Source organism: Streptomyces caniscabiei, from assembly GCF_014930365.1.
In the GTDB taxonomy this organism is placed as follows: Bacteria; Actinomycetota; Actinomycetes; order Streptomycetales; family Streptomycetaceae; genus Streptomyces; species Streptomyces caniscabiei.
In genome coordinates, this window is the sequence record NZ_JABXWI010000001.1 from 747,375 (window position 1) to 762,278 (window position 14,904).

At 70.9% G+C, this 14,904-nt stretch carries 28 protein-coding genes; all 28 read left to right on the forward strand.

All coding sequences use genetic code 11. The features are described from left to right. Window positions 1-332 precede the first annotated feature (332 nt). The 28 genes from HW837_RS03620 (at window position 333) to HW837_RS03755 (ending at window position 14,697) form a co-directional block, all read left to right on the forward strand. A complete protein-coding gene (locus tag HW837_RS03620; RefSeq protein ID WP_193382386.1) occupies window positions 333-812 on the forward strand; it encodes a hypothetical protein in 480 nt (159 codons plus the stop codon). Next, on the forward strand, window positions 809-1,507 hold the full coding sequence (locus HW837_RS03625; RefSeq protein ID WP_193382385.1) for a zinc finger domain-containing protein: 699 nt from the start codon (window positions 809-811) through the stop codon (window positions 1,505-1,507). The genes HW837_RS03620 and HW837_RS03625 overlap by 4 nt, the downstream gene beginning before the upstream one ends. Next, window positions 1,504-1,788 (forward strand): zinc finger domain-containing protein, encoded by a 285-nt coding sequence (locus tag HW837_RS03630; RefSeq protein ID WP_193382384.1) that lies wholly within the window; start codon window positions 1,504-1,506, stop codon window positions 1,786-1,788. Before HW837_RS03625 ends, HW837_RS03630 begins: the two co-directional genes overlap by 4 nt. After that, window positions 1,785-2,081: a hypothetical protein gene (locus HW837_RS03635; RefSeq protein WP_193382383.1), complete on the forward strand. Its 297-nt coding sequence runs from the start codon at window positions 1,785-1,787 to the stop codon at window positions 2,079-2,081. The genes HW837_RS03630 and HW837_RS03635 overlap by 4 nt, the downstream gene beginning before the upstream one ends. Continuing rightward, the gene (locus tag HW837_RS03640; RefSeq protein ID WP_193382382.1) at window positions 2,078-2,305 is read left to right on the forward strand and encodes a DUF6011 domain-containing protein; all 228 of its coding nucleotides are present in this window, start codon (window positions 2,078-2,080) and stop codon (window positions 2,303-2,305) included. Before HW837_RS03635 ends, HW837_RS03640 begins: the two co-directional genes overlap by 4 nt. Continuing rightward, the gene (locus HW837_RS03645) at window positions 2,302-2,583 is read left to right on the forward strand and encodes a hypothetical protein (protein WP_193382381.1); all 282 of its coding nucleotides are present in this window, start codon (window positions 2,302-2,304) and stop codon (window positions 2,581-2,583) included. Before HW837_RS03640 ends, HW837_RS03645 begins: the two co-directional genes overlap by 4 nt. 2 nt (window positions 2,584-2,585) lie before the next feature. Continuing rightward, window positions 2,586-3,089, forward strand: coding sequence for a single-stranded DNA-binding protein (gene ssb, locus HW837_RS03650; protein WP_193382380.1), 504 nt, complete (start codon window positions 2,586-2,588; stop codon window positions 3,087-3,089). Further along, window positions 3,089-3,271 carry a hypothetical protein gene (locus HW837_RS03655; protein WP_193382379.1) on the forward strand — a complete coding sequence of 61 codons (183 nt, stop codon included), beginning with the start codon at window positions 3,089-3,091 and terminating at the stop codon, window positions 3,269-3,271. The genes ssb and HW837_RS03655 overlap by 1 nt, the downstream gene beginning before the upstream one ends. Further along, the gene (locus HW837_RS03660; RefSeq protein WP_193382378.1) at window positions 3,271-3,819 is read left to right on the forward strand and encodes a 3'-5' exoribonuclease; all 549 of its coding nucleotides are present in this window, start codon (window positions 3,271-3,273) and stop codon (window positions 3,817-3,819) included. The genes HW837_RS03655 and HW837_RS03660 overlap by 1 nt, the downstream gene beginning before the upstream one ends. A 59-nt stretch (window positions 3,820-3,878) precedes the next feature. Continuing rightward, complete coding sequence (locus tag HW837_RS03665) at window positions 3,879-4,496, forward strand: hypothetical protein (protein ID WP_193382377.1); 618 nt, start codon at window positions 3,879-3,881, stop codon at window positions 4,494-4,496. Continuing rightward, window positions 4,489-5,703, forward strand: coding sequence for a 3'-5' exonuclease family protein (locus HW837_RS03670; RefSeq protein WP_193382376.1), 1,215 nt, complete (start codon window positions 4,489-4,491; stop codon window positions 5,701-5,703). The genes HW837_RS03665 and HW837_RS03670 overlap by 8 nt, the downstream gene beginning before the upstream one ends. A gap of 69 nt (window positions 5,704-5,772) precedes the next feature. After that, entirely contained in the window at window positions 5,773-6,606 is an 834-nt protein-coding gene (locus tag HW837_RS03675; protein WP_193382375.1) for a hypothetical protein, read from the forward strand. Then, entirely contained in the window at window positions 6,603-6,752 is a 150-nt protein-coding gene (locus HW837_RS03680) for a hypothetical protein (protein WP_193382374.1), read from the forward strand. The genes HW837_RS03675 and HW837_RS03680 overlap by 4 nt, the downstream gene beginning before the upstream one ends. Then, window positions 6,749-7,084: a hypothetical protein gene (locus tag HW837_RS03685; protein ID WP_193382373.1), complete on the forward strand. Its 336-nt coding sequence runs from the start codon at window positions 6,749-6,751 to the stop codon at window positions 7,082-7,084. The genes HW837_RS03680 and HW837_RS03685 overlap by 4 nt, the downstream gene beginning before the upstream one ends. Next, complete coding sequence (locus HW837_RS03690) at window positions 7,081-7,641, forward strand: hypothetical protein (protein WP_193382372.1); 561 nt, start codon at window positions 7,081-7,083, stop codon at window positions 7,639-7,641. Before HW837_RS03685 ends, HW837_RS03690 begins: the two co-directional genes overlap by 4 nt. Then, complete coding sequence (locus HW837_RS03695) at window positions 7,638-8,576, forward strand: hypothetical protein (RefSeq protein ID WP_060903392.1); 939 nt, start codon at window positions 7,638-7,640, stop codon at window positions 8,574-8,576. The genes HW837_RS03690 and HW837_RS03695 overlap by 4 nt, the downstream gene beginning before the upstream one ends. A 229-nt stretch (window positions 8,577-8,805) precedes the next feature. Then, window positions 8,806-9,027 (forward strand): hypothetical protein, encoded by a 222-nt coding sequence (locus HW837_RS03700; RefSeq protein WP_060903393.1) that lies wholly within the window; start codon window positions 8,806-8,808, stop codon window positions 9,025-9,027. A 3-nt stretch (window positions 9,028-9,030) separates the two neighbouring features. Beyond that, window positions 9,031-9,438, forward strand: a complete 408-nt coding sequence (locus tag HW837_RS03705) for an HAD family hydrolase (protein WP_193382371.1) — start codon at window positions 9,031-9,033, stop codon at window positions 9,436-9,438. 88 nt (window positions 9,439-9,526) lie between these two features. Further along, window positions 9,527-10,396 (forward strand): hypothetical protein, encoded by an 870-nt coding sequence (locus HW837_RS03710; RefSeq protein ID WP_193382370.1) that lies wholly within the window; start codon window positions 9,527-9,529, stop codon window positions 10,394-10,396. Between the two features lie 291 nt (window positions 10,397-10,687). After that, on the forward strand, window positions 10,688-11,482 hold the full coding sequence (locus HW837_RS03715) for a DUF2637 domain-containing protein (protein ID WP_193382369.1): 795 nt from the start codon (window positions 10,688-10,690) through the stop codon (window positions 11,480-11,482). 11 nt (window positions 11,483-11,493) lie between these two features. Next, window positions 11,494-11,649 carry a hypothetical protein gene (locus tag HW837_RS03720; protein ID WP_193382368.1) on the forward strand — a complete coding sequence of 52 codons (156 nt, stop codon included), beginning with the start codon at window positions 11,494-11,496 and terminating at the stop codon, window positions 11,647-11,649. A gap of 9 nt (window positions 11,650-11,658) precedes the next feature. After that, window positions 11,659-12,168, forward strand: a complete 510-nt coding sequence (locus HW837_RS03725; RefSeq protein ID WP_060903397.1) for a hypothetical protein — start codon at window positions 11,659-11,661, stop codon at window positions 12,166-12,168. After that, the gene (locus HW837_RS03730; protein ID WP_159061348.1) at window positions 12,165-12,788 is read left to right on the forward strand and encodes a hypothetical protein; all 624 of its coding nucleotides are present in this window, start codon (window positions 12,165-12,167) and stop codon (window positions 12,786-12,788) included. Before HW837_RS03725 ends, HW837_RS03730 begins: the two co-directional genes overlap by 4 nt. Window positions 12,789-12,866: 78 nt before the next feature. Further along, a complete protein-coding gene (locus tag HW837_RS03735) occupies window positions 12,867-13,013 on the forward strand; it encodes a hypothetical protein (RefSeq protein WP_159061349.1) in 147 nt (48 codons plus the stop codon). Next, window positions 13,010-13,219, forward strand: coding sequence for a hypothetical protein (locus tag HW837_RS03740; protein ID WP_060903399.1), 210 nt, complete (start codon window positions 13,010-13,012; stop codon window positions 13,217-13,219). The genes HW837_RS03735 and HW837_RS03740 overlap by 4 nt, the downstream gene beginning before the upstream one ends. A 153-nt stretch (window positions 13,220-13,372) precedes the next feature. Beyond that, window positions 13,373-13,753 (forward strand): hypothetical protein, encoded by a 381-nt coding sequence (locus HW837_RS03745; protein ID WP_193382367.1) that lies wholly within the window; start codon window positions 13,373-13,375, stop codon window positions 13,751-13,753. A gap of 145 nt (window positions 13,754-13,898) precedes the next feature. Next, entirely contained in the window at window positions 13,899-14,303 is a 405-nt protein-coding gene (locus tag HW837_RS03750; RefSeq protein WP_193382366.1) for a hypothetical protein, read from the forward strand. 4 nt (window positions 14,304-14,307) lie between these two features. Then, window positions 14,308-14,697: a DUF6221 family protein gene (locus HW837_RS03755; RefSeq protein ID WP_193382365.1), complete on the forward strand. Its 390-nt coding sequence runs from the start codon at window positions 14,308-14,310 to the stop codon at window positions 14,695-14,697. The last annotated feature ends 207 nt before the right edge of the window (window positions 14,698-14,904 follow it).

Genomic DNA, 14,904 nt, shown 5'->3' on the forward strand with positions numbered 1-14,904 from the left:
GCGGGTGGCTGAAGAGGGACCGCCCCTCGGTGGCCGCCGCGCGGACGAAGAAGGCTCGGACTCACTACCGGCTCTTGGTGCCGGTCGCTGTCGAGCCGGACGATTTGGGCCCCTTTGACCTAGGGCAGGAGATGCCCTCCCCTGGGGCAGGAGATGCCCCAGACCCGACAGAGCTAGGGCAGGAGATGCCCCCTGTTGGGGCAGGAGATGCCCTAGACGAAGAGGGGCTAGGGCAGGAGATGCCCCAACCTAGGGCAGGAGCTGCCCTAGAGCTAGGGCAGGAGATGCCCCCCTCTAGGGCAGGAGCTGCCCCCAATAGTTCCTTGGGTCCCGTGTCCGATGAGGTCCCCTTCGGGGGCGAGGCAGACGCTTCCGGTCCCGCCGCCACACCACCCCCCGGTGACACAGGAGACGCACCCGGCGACGACGTGATCGACGTCGAGCCGGAAGCCGAGGCTGAGGCCGACGACTCCGAGCCACCCGTCACCGCGCAGACGATCGTCGGCGAATGGCTGGAGCGCTGCACCGAGCGCCCCCCGACCCGCGTCATCGGCCAGCTCTCCAAGGAGATCCGGATCCTCCTCGACGAGGACCACATCCACCCGGACTGGATCCGCCGCGGCATCGCCCGCTGGATGCAGAAGGGCCTGCACCCCTCGACGCTCGCCAGCGTCGTCCACGAGGTCATGAACGCCACCGGCCCGGCCGGTACCCCGCGAGGCCAGCAGCCCGCCGGCGAATCCGTCTTCGACCGCGCCCGCGCCCGCGCCGCCGCCCGCGCCGCAGCACGCCAGGAAGGACAGACCCAGTGACCGAAGAAGAAGCCGTTCAGATCGCCGAGTACGTCCAGGCCGCCTGCCCGGCCCAGAAGTTCGGGGAGTACACCCCCGACGTCTGGGGCGAGATCCTCGCCCCGTACGCCGTCGACGAGGCCCGCGCCGCCGTCATCGCCGTCGCCCGCCGCAAGCCGTTCGTCTCCCCGGCCGAGATCGTCACCGAGATCCGCGAGCGTCGCGCCGAGCGCATCGAGCTGGCCAACGTGGTCTACGACGGAGACCCCACCGAAACCGGCGCCGACTCCGCCGCATCCGTCCGCGCCCTCATCCAAGCCGCCGCAGACGGCCTCACAGGGCCCCAGAGCATCGGCCGGTCGCTCGGGACCGCCGAACGCCCCGCGCTGCCCCCTGGCGCCGATCATGGCCCGTACGAGGGCCGTGCAGCCGCCGCCCGCGCCGCCATCGGCAAGATGCCCGCCAACCGGGACACCACCAAGGACCCCCGCGGCCGGGCCTGCCGACGGTGCGGAGCCGCCCCCGGCAGCAGCTGCACCACAAACGGCCGCCGACGTCGCGACGTCCACCCGATCCGCCTGGAGGACACCCAGCGCGCGGCCGCCGGCCTCCCGCTCCTCGACCACGACCAGGAGCAGGCCCGGATCCAGGCCGCGTCCGCCGCCGCCCTCGCGGTCCGCGGCGAGGACCAGGAGCAGGAGGCCGAGGCGTCATGACGGCCGTCGCCCGACCCCGCCGCCCGTACCGATTCGCCGCCATGGCCGTGCAGTGCACCTGGTGCCACGCAGGCGTCGGTGAGCTGTGCACAAACCAGCGCAGCACGAAGGACCGGCGCCGCGACACCCACCACGCACGCCGCGACGAATGGGACAGGGTCATGTCAACCCGGTGCCCCGAGCGGATCTGCCAAGCCACCCCCGGCCAGCTCTGCACGATCACCCCCGACCTCCACCAGGCCCGCATCACCGCCGCCCACACCCCGGCCCCCACCCCATGAAGCGACTCATCCCGTGCAGAGACTGCCGCCGCCCCATCCTCTGGACCACCACCGAGGCCGGGAAACGCCTCGCAGTCGACCCCGACCCCGACCCCGCCGGCAACACCGCCATCTGGCGCGACGGCACCGGAAGCTGGCGCTCCCGACGCCCCAGCGCGGACCTCCCGATCACCGGCTGGGAGCGGCTCCACAAGCCCCACGTCGCCACCTGCCCCGCCCGGCAGGAGCAACTCGCCCTCCCGCTCGGCGTCACCAGCCTCGCCGAGCACCGCCGAAAGAAGAACCGCCGATGAAGGCCGTCAGGTGCCGGTACTGCCCGCAGCTCCTGCTCACCCCGGAGTCCCGAGCCCGCGGCTACGGGCCCATCTGTGGCCAGAAGCTCGGCCTGATCCCGAAGCCGACGCCCCGTCACGCCCGCCCGACGATCCCCGTCAAAGCCGTCACGACGCCCGACGTCCACGCCGACCAGACCACCATCCCGATCCAACTCGTTCTACCTGAGGAGCACACACCTTGACCGGACCCGAGCACTACCGAGCAGCCGAACGCCTCCTGTCCCAGGCCTCCCACGAGAGCATCACCGGCAACCCCGTGACCCACCAGGGCATGCCCATGCGACCCGAGCACCAGGCCGCCCTGATCGCCCGCGCCCAGGCGCACGCCACCCTCGCCCACACCGCCGCCACCGCCATGCAGGCCCCCGTCGACGGCAGCGAGCCCGGCATGGGCGCCGACGAATACCACGCCTGGTACGACGCCGCCGGCGTCAAGCCCAACACCACGAAGGAGAAGTGACCTTGTCTCTGCCCACCCTCACCGGCGTCGGACGACTCACCGCCGACCCCGAGCTCCGCTTCACCCAGGCCGGGAAGGCCGTCGCCTCCATCCCGCTCGCCTTCAACAGCCGCCGCCTCAACCAGCAGACCCAGCAGTGGGAGGACGGCGACACCTTCTTCATCCGCGGCACCGTCTGGGAGCGCCTCGCCGAGAACGCCACCGAGTCCCTGTCCAAGGGCATGGAAGTCATCGTCACCGGCGAGCTCCGCACCGAGTCGTGGGAGAAGGACGGCCAGAAGCACGAGCGGCCGGCACTCCTCATCCGCTCCATCGCCCCGAACCTGGCCTTCGCGGTCGCCAAGGTGGCGAAGGACGCCGCGAGCCAGCAGAACGCCCAGGGCGGACAGCAGCGGCCCCCGCAGAACCAGCAGCGACCCCAGAGCCAGCAAGGGCAGCAGCAGTACCGCCAGGGCCCGCCCCAAGACGACCCCTGGGCCACCGGCAGCAACGAACCCCCGTTCTGATGGCCATCGTTGTACGGCTGACAAGCCCCGACGACGTCTCCGAGATCGTCGAAGGCCTCCTCACCGCCGCCGAAGCCAGGCAGACCGCGGCTCCCGACCTCGCCAACCGCTGGCGCAACCTCGCCCACAACATCGGCGACGCCCTCGACCAGCTCCCCACACCAGCCACCCCGGAGACCTGATGCGGATCTTCTACGACACCGAATTCATCGACGACGGCACGACCATCGACCTCGTCAGCATCGGCATGGTCCGCGAAGACGGCGCCGAGCTGTACGCCGTCAGCAGCCAGTTCAACGTCCTCAAGCTCCAGGCCAACCCCTGGCTCGTCGAGAATGTCTGGTCCTCGCTGCCCAGCTACAAGCACCCCGGCACCATGCGCTGCCACTGCGGCCCCGGCCACCTCGACACCAGCAGCCCGGATGTCCGCTCCCGCGCGCAGATCGCCAACCTCGTAGCGGACTTCATCCTCGACACCCCCGACCCCCAGCTCTGGGCGTACTACTCGGCGTACGACCACGTCGCCCTCGCCCAACTCTGGGGCCCGATGATCAACCTCCCGCGCGGCATCCCCATGCAGAGCGACGACATCGTCACCGAAGCCAAGCGGCTCGGCCTCCGCCCGAACGACCTGCCGCAGCAGCCCGACGGCCTGCACAACGCCCTCGCTGACGCCCGTCACAACCTCGTCCGCGCCCGCTTCCTCGACGAGATCGCCGCCCAGCACTGACCCTTCCCGCAGCGGACAGGGGCCCCACGCAGGGCCCCGCCCCGGCCACAGACCGGAGCATGTCCATGCCATACAACCCCTTCCGCAGAAACCCCCGCAGGAACCAGGAACCGGAACCGGTTCGCCCCGGATCCCGGCCCCTCGCGCGCGGTATCAACGGAGAGGCCCCGGCCCTCGACCCGCTGCCGCCGCTCGCCCGCGACCTCCAGGCCGCGCAGGACGAGGCCGCACGGTGGAAGCGGCACGCCGACACCTACGACACCGAGCGCGCCGAAGCCTCGGCTCTGAGCCACCACTACCGGGACGAACTGGAGCGGGCCGAGAAGGAGCGGGACGGCGCGTACCGCGAGCGGGCGCAGCTGCTCGCCTGGCTCGCCGCACTGCACCCGGCAACCACCGTTATCACCGCCTCGCCCGACGTCGACGAGGACGGTTGGCAGCTGCTGTACCTCGTGGCCGGCGGCTGGCAGCTGTCCTGGCACATCCACCCGCGCGACGCGGAGCTGTTCCGGCACGTGACCGTGGTCGACGTGACCGATGTCCGGGCGCAGTGGGACGGGCACGGGTCGGAGCAGAAGTACGAGCGGATCCACAACCACGTCCGGCTCCTGGCGCTCGACAGCCTGGGTGCTGACGGGGCGTCGACGGCCGTCACGCCGGAGGTGCGCAGTGCCTGACGCCTACCCCATCGCCTTCGTGGACTGCGAGACCACCCACCTCGACGCCAGCATCGGCGAGGCCTGGGAGGTCGCCGTCATCCTCCGCGAGCAGCACGGCGAGCAGACCACCGACACCGAGTACGCCTGGCAGATCCGCCCCAACCTCGCCAAGGCCGACCCCGAGGCCCTCCGCATCGGCCGCTACGAGGAGCGGTTCGCCGTCCCGCCCAACGCCGAGGCCGCGTGGACCGCCGACGAGAGCGGACACGTCGCGCCGATGACCCGTCGCGAGGCCGTCACCGCCATCGTCAACGTCCTGTCCGGCGCCGTTCTCGTCGGCAGCAACCCCGGCTTCGACGACCGCCACCTCCGGCGACTCGTCGGCCGGGGCCGCGCCCAGTGGCACTACCGGCCGTACGACATCGTCCAGCTCGCCGCCGCGAAGATCGGCGCCCAGGCTGCCGGCCCGCTCCCGTGGCGCGCGCACGTGCTATCCCGGGCGGTCGGCATCGAGCCGCCCACCGCCGAGGCCGCGCACACCGCGCTCGGCGACGCCCGCTGGGCCCGCGACGTGTACGACGCCGCCATGGCCCGGGAGAAGTTCCCGCTGTCGTGGGAGGGCCGCGCGCAGCACGCGATCGGCCTCTACACCTCGACCGCCATCCAGCTGGAGGACGCCGAGCGCGAGCGGGACGAGCACAAGCGGGACTACCTCAGCGCCTGCGCGACCATCGCCGCCATGCACAAGGCGGCCGTCGGCGAAGTCCGCGGACCGGCCCGGGGTGTCGTCGAGGACGTCGAGGACGTACGGGCTGGCATCGAGCGCGTGCGCGGGCTGCACCGTAAGGCCACGCACGGCGACGACTGCGTGCACTGTGTCGCCTTCGGCCCGGCGTACGACAACACATGGCCCTGCGAGACGCTCCGCCGCCTTGACGGCCCGTCACAGCCCGTCAACGCAGGCGAGACGCCGTGCACCTGCACCGTCGGCGAGGCCTGCGACCAGTGCGCCGACGACGACCAGGACGACGAGGAGTTCGAGGAGGACGGCGACTCCGACGGCGATGTCTTCGAGCTGATCTCCGAGATCGCCACCCGGCTCCGCGACGCCACCGACAGCGGCGAGTACCACGCCGTCGGCCTGATCTACGACCTCGCCAACGGCCGCACGACCATCGCCGACGCCCGCGCCGAGCTCGCCGACATCGAGTTCGGACACGTCTGACCGGTCCGGCCGCCCGCGAGCAGTGCGGGCGGCCGGACCCCCACCATCCCACCACCCAGGAGCACCACGATGTCCATGGACGACCGCCCCAAGGCCCTCGACGCCCTCCTCGCCGCCGCCAACCTCCCCGACGAGGAGACGGCCACCGCCGAGGCCCGCGCCGCCATCGCCCCGCTCGAAGCGAAGATCCGCGCCGCCAAGGCCCAGGAGCGCGCCGAACTCCGCGAAGCCACCCTCCGGATCGCCGCCGAGCACCTGCGCACCACCCTCTTCGCCGCCGTCTACGAGGACGCCGGACAGCGCGCGGCCGAGGGCGTGACCCGCGCGGCCGACGAACTGCTGCGCCTCGTCGCCGACCGCGCCACCCCGACGATCACCTGGCCGTCTCAGCAAGCTCTCGACAAGACCACCGCCCGGTTCCCCGTCGCCCAGTCCGTCGTCTACATCGTTCGCGGCATGCCCGAGGTCCCGGACGAGTACACGAAGGGGCTCACCATCGCCCCGACCGAGATCACCCTCACCTACCGGGCCACGCCGGACGGCCAGCTGGGCCGGATTCACGCGTACGTCAAGGGCTGGTGGATGAAGGACGGCGCGCGCGTACCGATGGACAAGCCGGTCGGCCGGCACTTCCACGGCGATCTCGCGAGCTGGCCTGAGTGGCTGGCGGCTGAGGCTCGACTGCACGATCCGGCCCAGGCCGACGAGGAGCAGCGCGACGAGCGACAGGCGCAGGCAAACCTCGACCTTCTGGCCGAGCAGATCTGCACCCTCGACGGCGCCATGCGGATCGTCGAGTCCTGGTTCGTGGACGTCAACGACGGCCACGGCCTCGACGCCTCGGACCTCGTCCACCAGCTGGCGGAGGCCGGCTACCAGCTCCCCAGCGACGGCCCGTCATGACGGCCGTCGTCGTGGTCTTCGCCTTCATCGTCGCCTTCAGCGCGATCGTCTGCGGCCACCAGGGCGAGGACCTTCCGCGCTTCGCCGTCCGCGCCGTCCTCCGCCGCACCATCCGTCCCACCAACCGCCCTCGGAGCAACCGATGAGCTACCCCGCCCTCTTCACCACACCCGGCATGCGCGACTTCGCCGAAGCCGTCGACGCCGAACGACAGCGCCAACTCGCCAAGTTCGGCGACCAGCACCACCCGATCCTGCAAGGCCTGCACTCGACCGCCCTCTTCGCCGACCTGGCGCAGGGCCTGCGCGGCATCAACACGAACCGGGCCGAGCGGTGCTGGATGACGATCCTGCTGGAGGAGGCGTACGAGGCCGGCGCCGAGGCCGACCTGACGAAGTTCCGCGCCGAGATCGTGCAGGTCGCTGCCGTCTGCCAGGCGATCATCACCGACCTCGACCGGCAGGAAGCACACCGATGAGCCAGCCCACCGTGCGCGACCAGCGCGCCCACACCCACATCAAAGCCCTGGCCGCCGAGTCCAAGACGCTCACCGAGGGCACCGCCGGCACCCCGGCCATGGCCTTCGGTTCCGGGATGCTCACCGGCCTCGCCGCCGCCGTCCAGGTCCTGGAAGGCGGCACGGCCGAGGGGGCGATGGAGACGATTGTGCAGCGCCTGGAGACAGCGATCGGCAAGGCCTACCTTGCGGGTGACCTCCCGCCCACCCCGCCCGCAGCACGCGACCAGATCGCCGCAGCCATCCGCAGCTTCCCGTTCGACGACTACGGCATGGACGACGTCTCGTACGCGCTCGAAGACACCCCCGAGACACAGGAGTGGGTGCCCGCGCTCGCCGACGCCGTCCTGGCCGCGGTCCGTCCCGTCGGCCTGGTCGACCTGCTGAAGCGCACCGAGGCGCACCTGTCCGCCCTCCACGGCTCAGTGGCCTGGCACGACAACCTCGGCGCCAACCTGGCTTGCTCCGGCTGCGAGCTGCGTGACGCCATCCGCACCGCTCTCAAGGACCAGACGTGACCGACCAACCGTTCACCGACAGCGAGCTTCGCCACCAGCTCGAAGACGTCATCAAGTCGCTCGGCGCCGCCGAGACCGAACTCGCCCAGTACCGGCGCCGGAACCGCCTCGCCCACAAAGCCCGCCGCGCGAAGGAGCACCAGCTCGACGGCATCCGCCGCGCCCTCTGCGACATCGGCGCCATCCAAGACGACGACCCCCACTCCCACGCCGACCTGGAGGACGTGATCCGGCAGGCCGGGCGGCTCGACGAGCTGTCGGCCGCCGTGGCCGCAGACCTCGACTCGTACGGCGAGGACGAGGACCAGCACTGCGGCCCGGTCGCTCCGCCCTCGTTGCTGAAGGCCTTCGCGGAGGACACGGCCGCGCGCGCCGAGCACGCTGCCGCCGTCGAGGCCGCAGTGACCGTGCCCGTGCCCGACCTGCCGCCGGGATTCGGCACCGTCGCCCCCTGCACCACGCCACGCCCCACGCCTGCCCCGCGCATCCTGGCCGAGCAGATCGCCGACACCATCGAGCACGCCCTCATGCCTGTGGTCTCCGTTCGCGAGGTGCGGCAGGAGACCGCGCGTCGAGCGGCGAACGACGTCCTGGCCGTGGTCCTGCCCGCGTCTTCCCCGGCCGGGCTCCGCGAGCAGATCGCCGCGCCTATCGACCGCATCCTCGGAGACTGGCCCGAGCACAACCGCACCGACGAGCACGATGCGGTCCGGAACGAGATCACGGAGGCTGTCCTCGCCGTCATCCCGCCCGCCACCCGCATCGCTGCTGACCGCGCCCGCAACGCTGAGGCTGAGGTGCAGCGCGTCGTGGATCTCTACGAGCGGTGGGTGAAGGCCGGCCCGCCGCCCCTCGGCGCGCCCCTCGCGCGCTGGTGGGACAAGCGCCTCGTCGAACTCCGCGAAGCCGTCCTCGGCACGAAGGACCCGTCATGACGGGGCGCACCATGCTCGTCGTGCTGGCCCTCAACTACGACGAGTTCCGGGCCTGGTGCCGCGACAGCGGCCTGCGTCCGAACGACCGCGAGGTGATGTTCGCCGACCGGGAGGAACGCCTGCGCGGCCTCACGAACATCAAGGTCATCCGCTGCCGCCGCTGGGACCTCCACCCGGACGCCCTCCGCATCAACCGGACCGCAGAGATCATCGAGCAAAGGAGCCAACCATGGGATTCGGCAGCGCAGGGCTCACGTTCTTCAACCCCGTCGCCCGCTCCCTCATCGAGGCTGGCGCCTCCGACGAGTTGAAGGAGAAGGTCCTCACGAAGTTGATCGCTGATCTCCAGGCCGAGGACTGGGACACCGAACTGGACTCGCTGCAGCTGTTCCTCGACGACCCCGCGATCGTCCGCGCCTTCGCCAACAACAGCATCCACTGGGAGGACTGATCCATGACGATCGCTGTGGACTTTGACGGAGTGATCCACTCCTACCGGCGTGGCTGGCAGGACGGCAGCATCTACGACCAGCCCATGCCCGGCGCCCTCGACGGGCTTCGTGATCTCCTCGACCACGACAGCGTGTTCGTCTTCACGGCCCGGGACCCGGAGCAGGTCGCGCCGTGGCTGGAGCGGTACGGCTTCGACGTCACCACCAACCAGTCGTGCCCCGACTGCCCGCCCTTCGGCGTCACCACCATCTGCACGACCTGCAAGGGGACCAGGCTGCTCACGTTCTGGAACCAGCGCGGCCAACTGCTGGTGACGAACCGCAAGCTGCCCGCGACCGCGTACCTCGACGACCGGGCCGTCCGCTTCGAGACCTGGGACCAGGCGCTTGCCGACCTCACCAGCCCCTGAACACACGGCAGGGGCGTGCCCACTCCGCCAAGACCAGGCACGCCCCCAGGTGTTGATCACTGTACCCCCGCCCACCAGGGAGAACACCGTGACCACCACCATCCCCACCCCACCCACCACCTGCGGCGCCTGCAACCACCCGCAGGACGCGCACGACACCCGCAAGGGCCACTGCACCACCTGCGCAGACACGTGCGCGTACCGGCCGCCCCGGCTCCTCGTCTGCGGCCTCTGCTACGAGGAGCTGGGCGAAGAGGTCCACCCGCACCCCGACTGCACGCTCGGTCACCTCGGCACTGTGGCCGACCGCTGGGAAACCCTGGAGGAGCGCGCCGGCACCCGCCCGGTCACCAGCTGGCCCCCGGCCATGGGCATCACCCGGCTCATGTCCGACGAGGAGCGCCAGGAGCTCGCCGACGAGCGAGCCGACACCGACCCGGACGCCCCCGGGCCCCGGCCAGCCCCGGTCGACGTGGACGTCCTGGACGTCATGACGACCGTCGAGACGGGTCTGGTCACGGCTGCGGACTGGCTCGCCTCCCGTATCCAGCGCGAGCCCGTCAAGGCCCCGACCGGGAAGGGCTGGGGAGACGAGGCGCACAAGGCCGCGGTGCTGCTCGCCGCGAAGGACTCCGCCGACCCGGCCCGGTGGCGCTTCACCGGGCAGCGCACGGCCACGGCGGCCGCCGAGTGGCTCGCCGCACGCCTCGCCGACCGGCCCGGCCCGTTCCGCCGACTCGACGACGGCGAACGCGGAGCCGTCGTCGAGGTCGCCCGCATGGCCAGCGAGCTCGTCCGCCGCAGCCTCGGCGACGCCCGTCGCGTCGAGCCGGTCCCGCACCCGTGCCCGCACCCCTGCGGCGGGCAGCTGGTCGTCGAGGGAGGGGACGGCGAAGCACCGATCGTCCGCTGCACCGAACGACACTGCGGGCGCACCTGGACCGAGACCGCCGCATGACGCGCCCTGACGGCCCTCGACAGCCACAGCCATGCGACGTCCCCACCGGAGAACACTCACCCGGCAACGCCCGCCTCTACCCCTGCGGTTGGCGCTGCACCACCCACGCACCACGCCCAGTGACGCCCGTCAGCCACCCAGATCGTTGACCCTGTAGCACCACCCGCGCCCCGCGCGGTACCGTCATGGACGGCAGATGCCCCCCGTAGGGCGTCACCTCCACACAAAGCGAGCCCCGGCAAGGAGACTCCAACTCCCGCCAGGGCTCTGACCGTCGGAGAGTGACCTCCTATGGCTGAGCAGCACCCTAGTGCGCCCACCCACCCCAGCAACACCCAGCCACGCGCCATCACCGCGCTGGCCATCACCGCCGCCGCCCTCATCTTCCTCCTGACGGGCGTCTCCCTCTGGCTCTCCTACGAGCACCTCCACGACGTCGGCGCCCGTCACGGCTTCGCTGACGACCCCATCCGTGCCTGGGCCTGGCCCGCCACCCTCGACCTGTTCTACGCCGCCGGAGAGGTCCTCATCCTCCGCGCTGCCCTCGCCCGCCGCATCGACTGGTGGGCCATCAGCCTGGTCGTCTTCGGCGCCGGCGGATCCATCGCCCTGAACATCGCCGGAGTCGGCGAGAACGCCCACGTGCTCGACTACGTGGTCGCCGCGGTCCCGCCGGTCGCATCGCTGCTGGCGTTCGGCGCGCTGATGAACCAGCTGTACCGACTCCTCGCCCAGCGGGCCGAGGCTTCCGCGCCCATTGTCGCGCCCGCCGCCGAGGAGACTGACGGTGAAGAGGAGCACGTGACGGCTCCCGTCATGCCGCCCGCGCCCCCCGTCATGCCCCCGGCCCCGCCCGCGTCCATCCCCGCGCCGATCCAGTACAGCGACCCGCGGTGCTCCGTCATCCGCCCCCTGTACGACGCGGGCACCCGCCCGGGCACCAAGGCCATGCGGACCGCGATCATCGCGGCCGGGTACCCGGACCTGTCCGACGGGTTCATCCGGGGCACCCTGCGGGCCGAGATCGAGAAGCACGAACCGCTCCTCGCCAGCCTGCCGCCGGCCCCCGTCGCCATCACCGCCTGACCGCGCAGCTCATGCCCGCCGTGGTGTTCGGCGTGTTCTGCGCCGTGTGCGTGCTGGTGGCCTTCGTCGGCCTGGTGCTCGTCACCCCTCGCGACGTCCCCCGAATCACCGGGACGTGCGCGCTCATCCTGACTTTCGCGGCGCTCGGCGTCGCCATCCTCCGCTGAGGAACCCCTGTGACCTTCGTGACCATCGGTGGCGTCACCATCGGCTTCTGCATCCTGGCCTACACCCTCGTCAAGTGGTGGCCCGGCGCCAAGACCTTGCGCACCGACCCCTTCCGACAGCTCGCCCGCCTCCTCCCCTTCGTTCTCGCCTGGTGCTACGGCGTCCTCGCCGTCCTCAGCATCGGAGGCCTGGTCGGCTGGATCGCCGACTCCTGGCTGTGGATCAACTCCTGGCTCGGCGACGTCGCGCTCGTCTGGGGCGTCGGCGGTCAAGGCGGCACACGAGCCTCCGGCGTCTCCTACCTGCCGCTCACCCAGCCCGGCGCGGGCCTCACCCTCATCCTCACCGCGACCATGTGCGCCGCCCTCAAGGTGTCCGCCCGCCGCGACGACCTGTTCATGGGCATGTGGTGCGGCATCACCCTCGGCACCAGCGCGGGCGTTGCGGGCCTCGCTGCCGTGCCGCTCGCGCAGGCCGTGAACTGGGCTGGCGACGGCCTGTACGGGGCGATCGCATGACCGAGGAGAAGGCCGGGGGAGAGACCGAGGAGGAAGCGCCCAGCCGTATCGCTGGCGGATGCGTTGCCGTGGTCCTCACCGGCGTCGCCGTCCTGGTCCTGAAGGCCATCGTGACCGTGGCCCCCTACGTCGCCTACTTCGTGGTCGGGGTGCTCGCCTGCCTTGCCTGGCAGAAGGGGCGGACGTGGCTTGGCTCTCGTCGTGCCAGCGATGCCGAGGAGACGGAGGAGGCTCCGGCGCCTGACGTCGGCGAGGCTCTGCGCCGTCTCGTCGGTGACGACAACGGCGTCCTCCTCACCCGCCTCCGCGACGACCTGAAGCTCCCTGACACGAAGGTCGTGAAGCAGCTCCTGGACGAGGCCGGCATCAAGTGGAAGGCCGTGCGCACCAGCCTGGGGAATGGCCCGGGTGTGCATAAGGGCGACATCCCGCCCGCTGCCTCTCCCGTCGTCGTCGACGCCCATGGTGGCGGTTGTTGTTGCAGGTCAGACGACAACGGCAACACCGACAACGGCGGAGAAGGGGATCCAGAGAAGGGGATCCGTGTAGAGCGCACCGACGACGGATTCCGGGTCTTCGACCTGAGCAGCAACGACCACCACGGCTCCGCCCGCACCTAAGACTCCGGGCCGGCCGACAGCTTCCAGGCATTCCGGCCGGCCCGGTTCCCCATCCCGAGAAGAGACAGGAGCGCCATCATGGCACTCGGCTGGAAGAAGGCACCCGAGCCGGACGATCCCCGTTTGCAGGGGCACGAGACGACTTACCAGGCGTCGCGTGGCGGCTGGTTCAAGGCGGAGGAGAAGCCCGTCCCGGGCACACCGAAGGAGAAGAAGAAGGCGTGAGCGAGCGCGTGAAGGTCAAGATCCTGCTGGTGGTGGGCGATCAAGCTGAGGTCGTGGCTGACGCGGCCGACACTTCGGATCCCGTTCGGTACCCGGTGGCGGAGATCACCGAGGCGGTCGGGCTGCGGCGCGGTCAGCTGCCTGGGAAGCGACTGACGGCCGAGGTCGGCCCGGGTGATCGTCTGTCGGGCTGGCGGTTGGCCTGACGTCAGGTTGCGGCCCTGATCCCTGGTGTGGGTCGGGGCCGTTTCCTTCCCCAAGAGTGTTGCAATTCAATACATCAATGTGCGACAATGGAACCGTAAACGGGAAGGGGCCGCGAACCCCAACCCACCACCCAAACAGGAAGGAAGCCGGACATGGCTGACTCCCAGGACATGACGATGGGATACCTCGCCTCGCGCATCGGCGACATCTACACCGGCATCGCCCTGCTCTGCATGAGCCTCCCGGTCGAGATCGTCCTCCCGATCGGCACCGTCTCCAACGTCGAGGTGATCCCGGCCGTCCGCCGGGTCGCCGAGATCGTTGAGGACCAGCCGATGCCCGAGGAGGTGCAGGCGGAACTCTTCGCCTCCTGCGTCTTCTGGCTCGCCGCGATCGACCTCTACGGGCTCCTCACCCGGGACTTCCACGAGGTCCGCGTCCAGTCCGCACTGGCCAACCTGATCATGGCCGAGGACTCGGCCAAGGCGGTCGCCGTCTGGATCAGGGAACAGCCGGAGCCCGAAGACAGCTGATCAACCCACCGCCCCCGGCAGCCAGCCGGGGGCGGACCCCGTTCCAGAATAAGAACGACCGGCAGGCCCGGGCCGAAGCCCAGGCACCCCGTGGGGTGCTCGCGAAAACCTGCCGGTCCCACCCAGCCAGAAGGGCCGGACCACCATGGTAGACAGCCAGCCGCAGGGCGAGACCCTGCCCGAGATCGCCGCCCGCCACGGCCGCGCGTACGACACCCTCCGCGCACAGTGGTCACGCCACCCCGCCTGGCCTGACCCCATCGGGAAGCGCGGCCGCTTCAAGATCTACGACCCCACCGCCGTCGACCGCGTCATCGCCGAGCACTTCGAGCGCCAGGCCGCCGAGCTCGAACCGGCCCGGCTCTACACCGCCCAGGAACTGGAGGACGCGGGCATCGGCATCAAGGCCGGCACCATCCGCGCAGACCTCACCCGAAACCGCTGGCCCGAGCCCGACGACACCGGGAACGGCGTGAACCGTTGGACCGGGCAGACCGTCATGACGGCCATGACGGGCCGTCGCGGATACCGCCGCAGCACGGAAGGCTGACCTGATGACTCAAGACCTGGTGCAGTGGCTGCACGCCCAGCTCGACGAGGACGAACGGATCGCGCGGGCGGCGGGCGGCCTCGCCTGGTCCCGGTCACCGGATTACCTGGGGGATCCAGCGGCGATCCGCGACTCGGAGCAGGAGCGGGTCGTGTGTTACGAGGGCTGGCCATCTGAGGGGCAGGCGGTGCACATCGCGGCATGGGATCCGGCACGGGTGCTGCGGGAGATCGACAGCAAGCGGCGGATCATCGCCGAGCACGAGCGCTACGCGGCCGAGCGCCGCCGCATGATGGGCGGCTGGGACCCGCAATCCGATGACTCGCCCATCCTCGCCGCTCTCGCTGCCGTGTACGCGGACCGGCCCGGCTACCGCGAGGAATGGCGGCCGTAGCCTCGACGCGCGACAAGTCCAGGTAGTCCGCCGGGGTCCATCTGTTCCTCATCGTTCGTCATTCGTCGGCACAGTTCCGCGACGTTGTTGCATTCCGGGACAACGTGATCCATCCTGGGGCCAAGTCCGGCGTGCCCGGACACCGAAGCCCAGAGTGCACAGGCACACAGAAGGCCCGCCACAGCGCGGGCCTTCGCCATCTCCCCG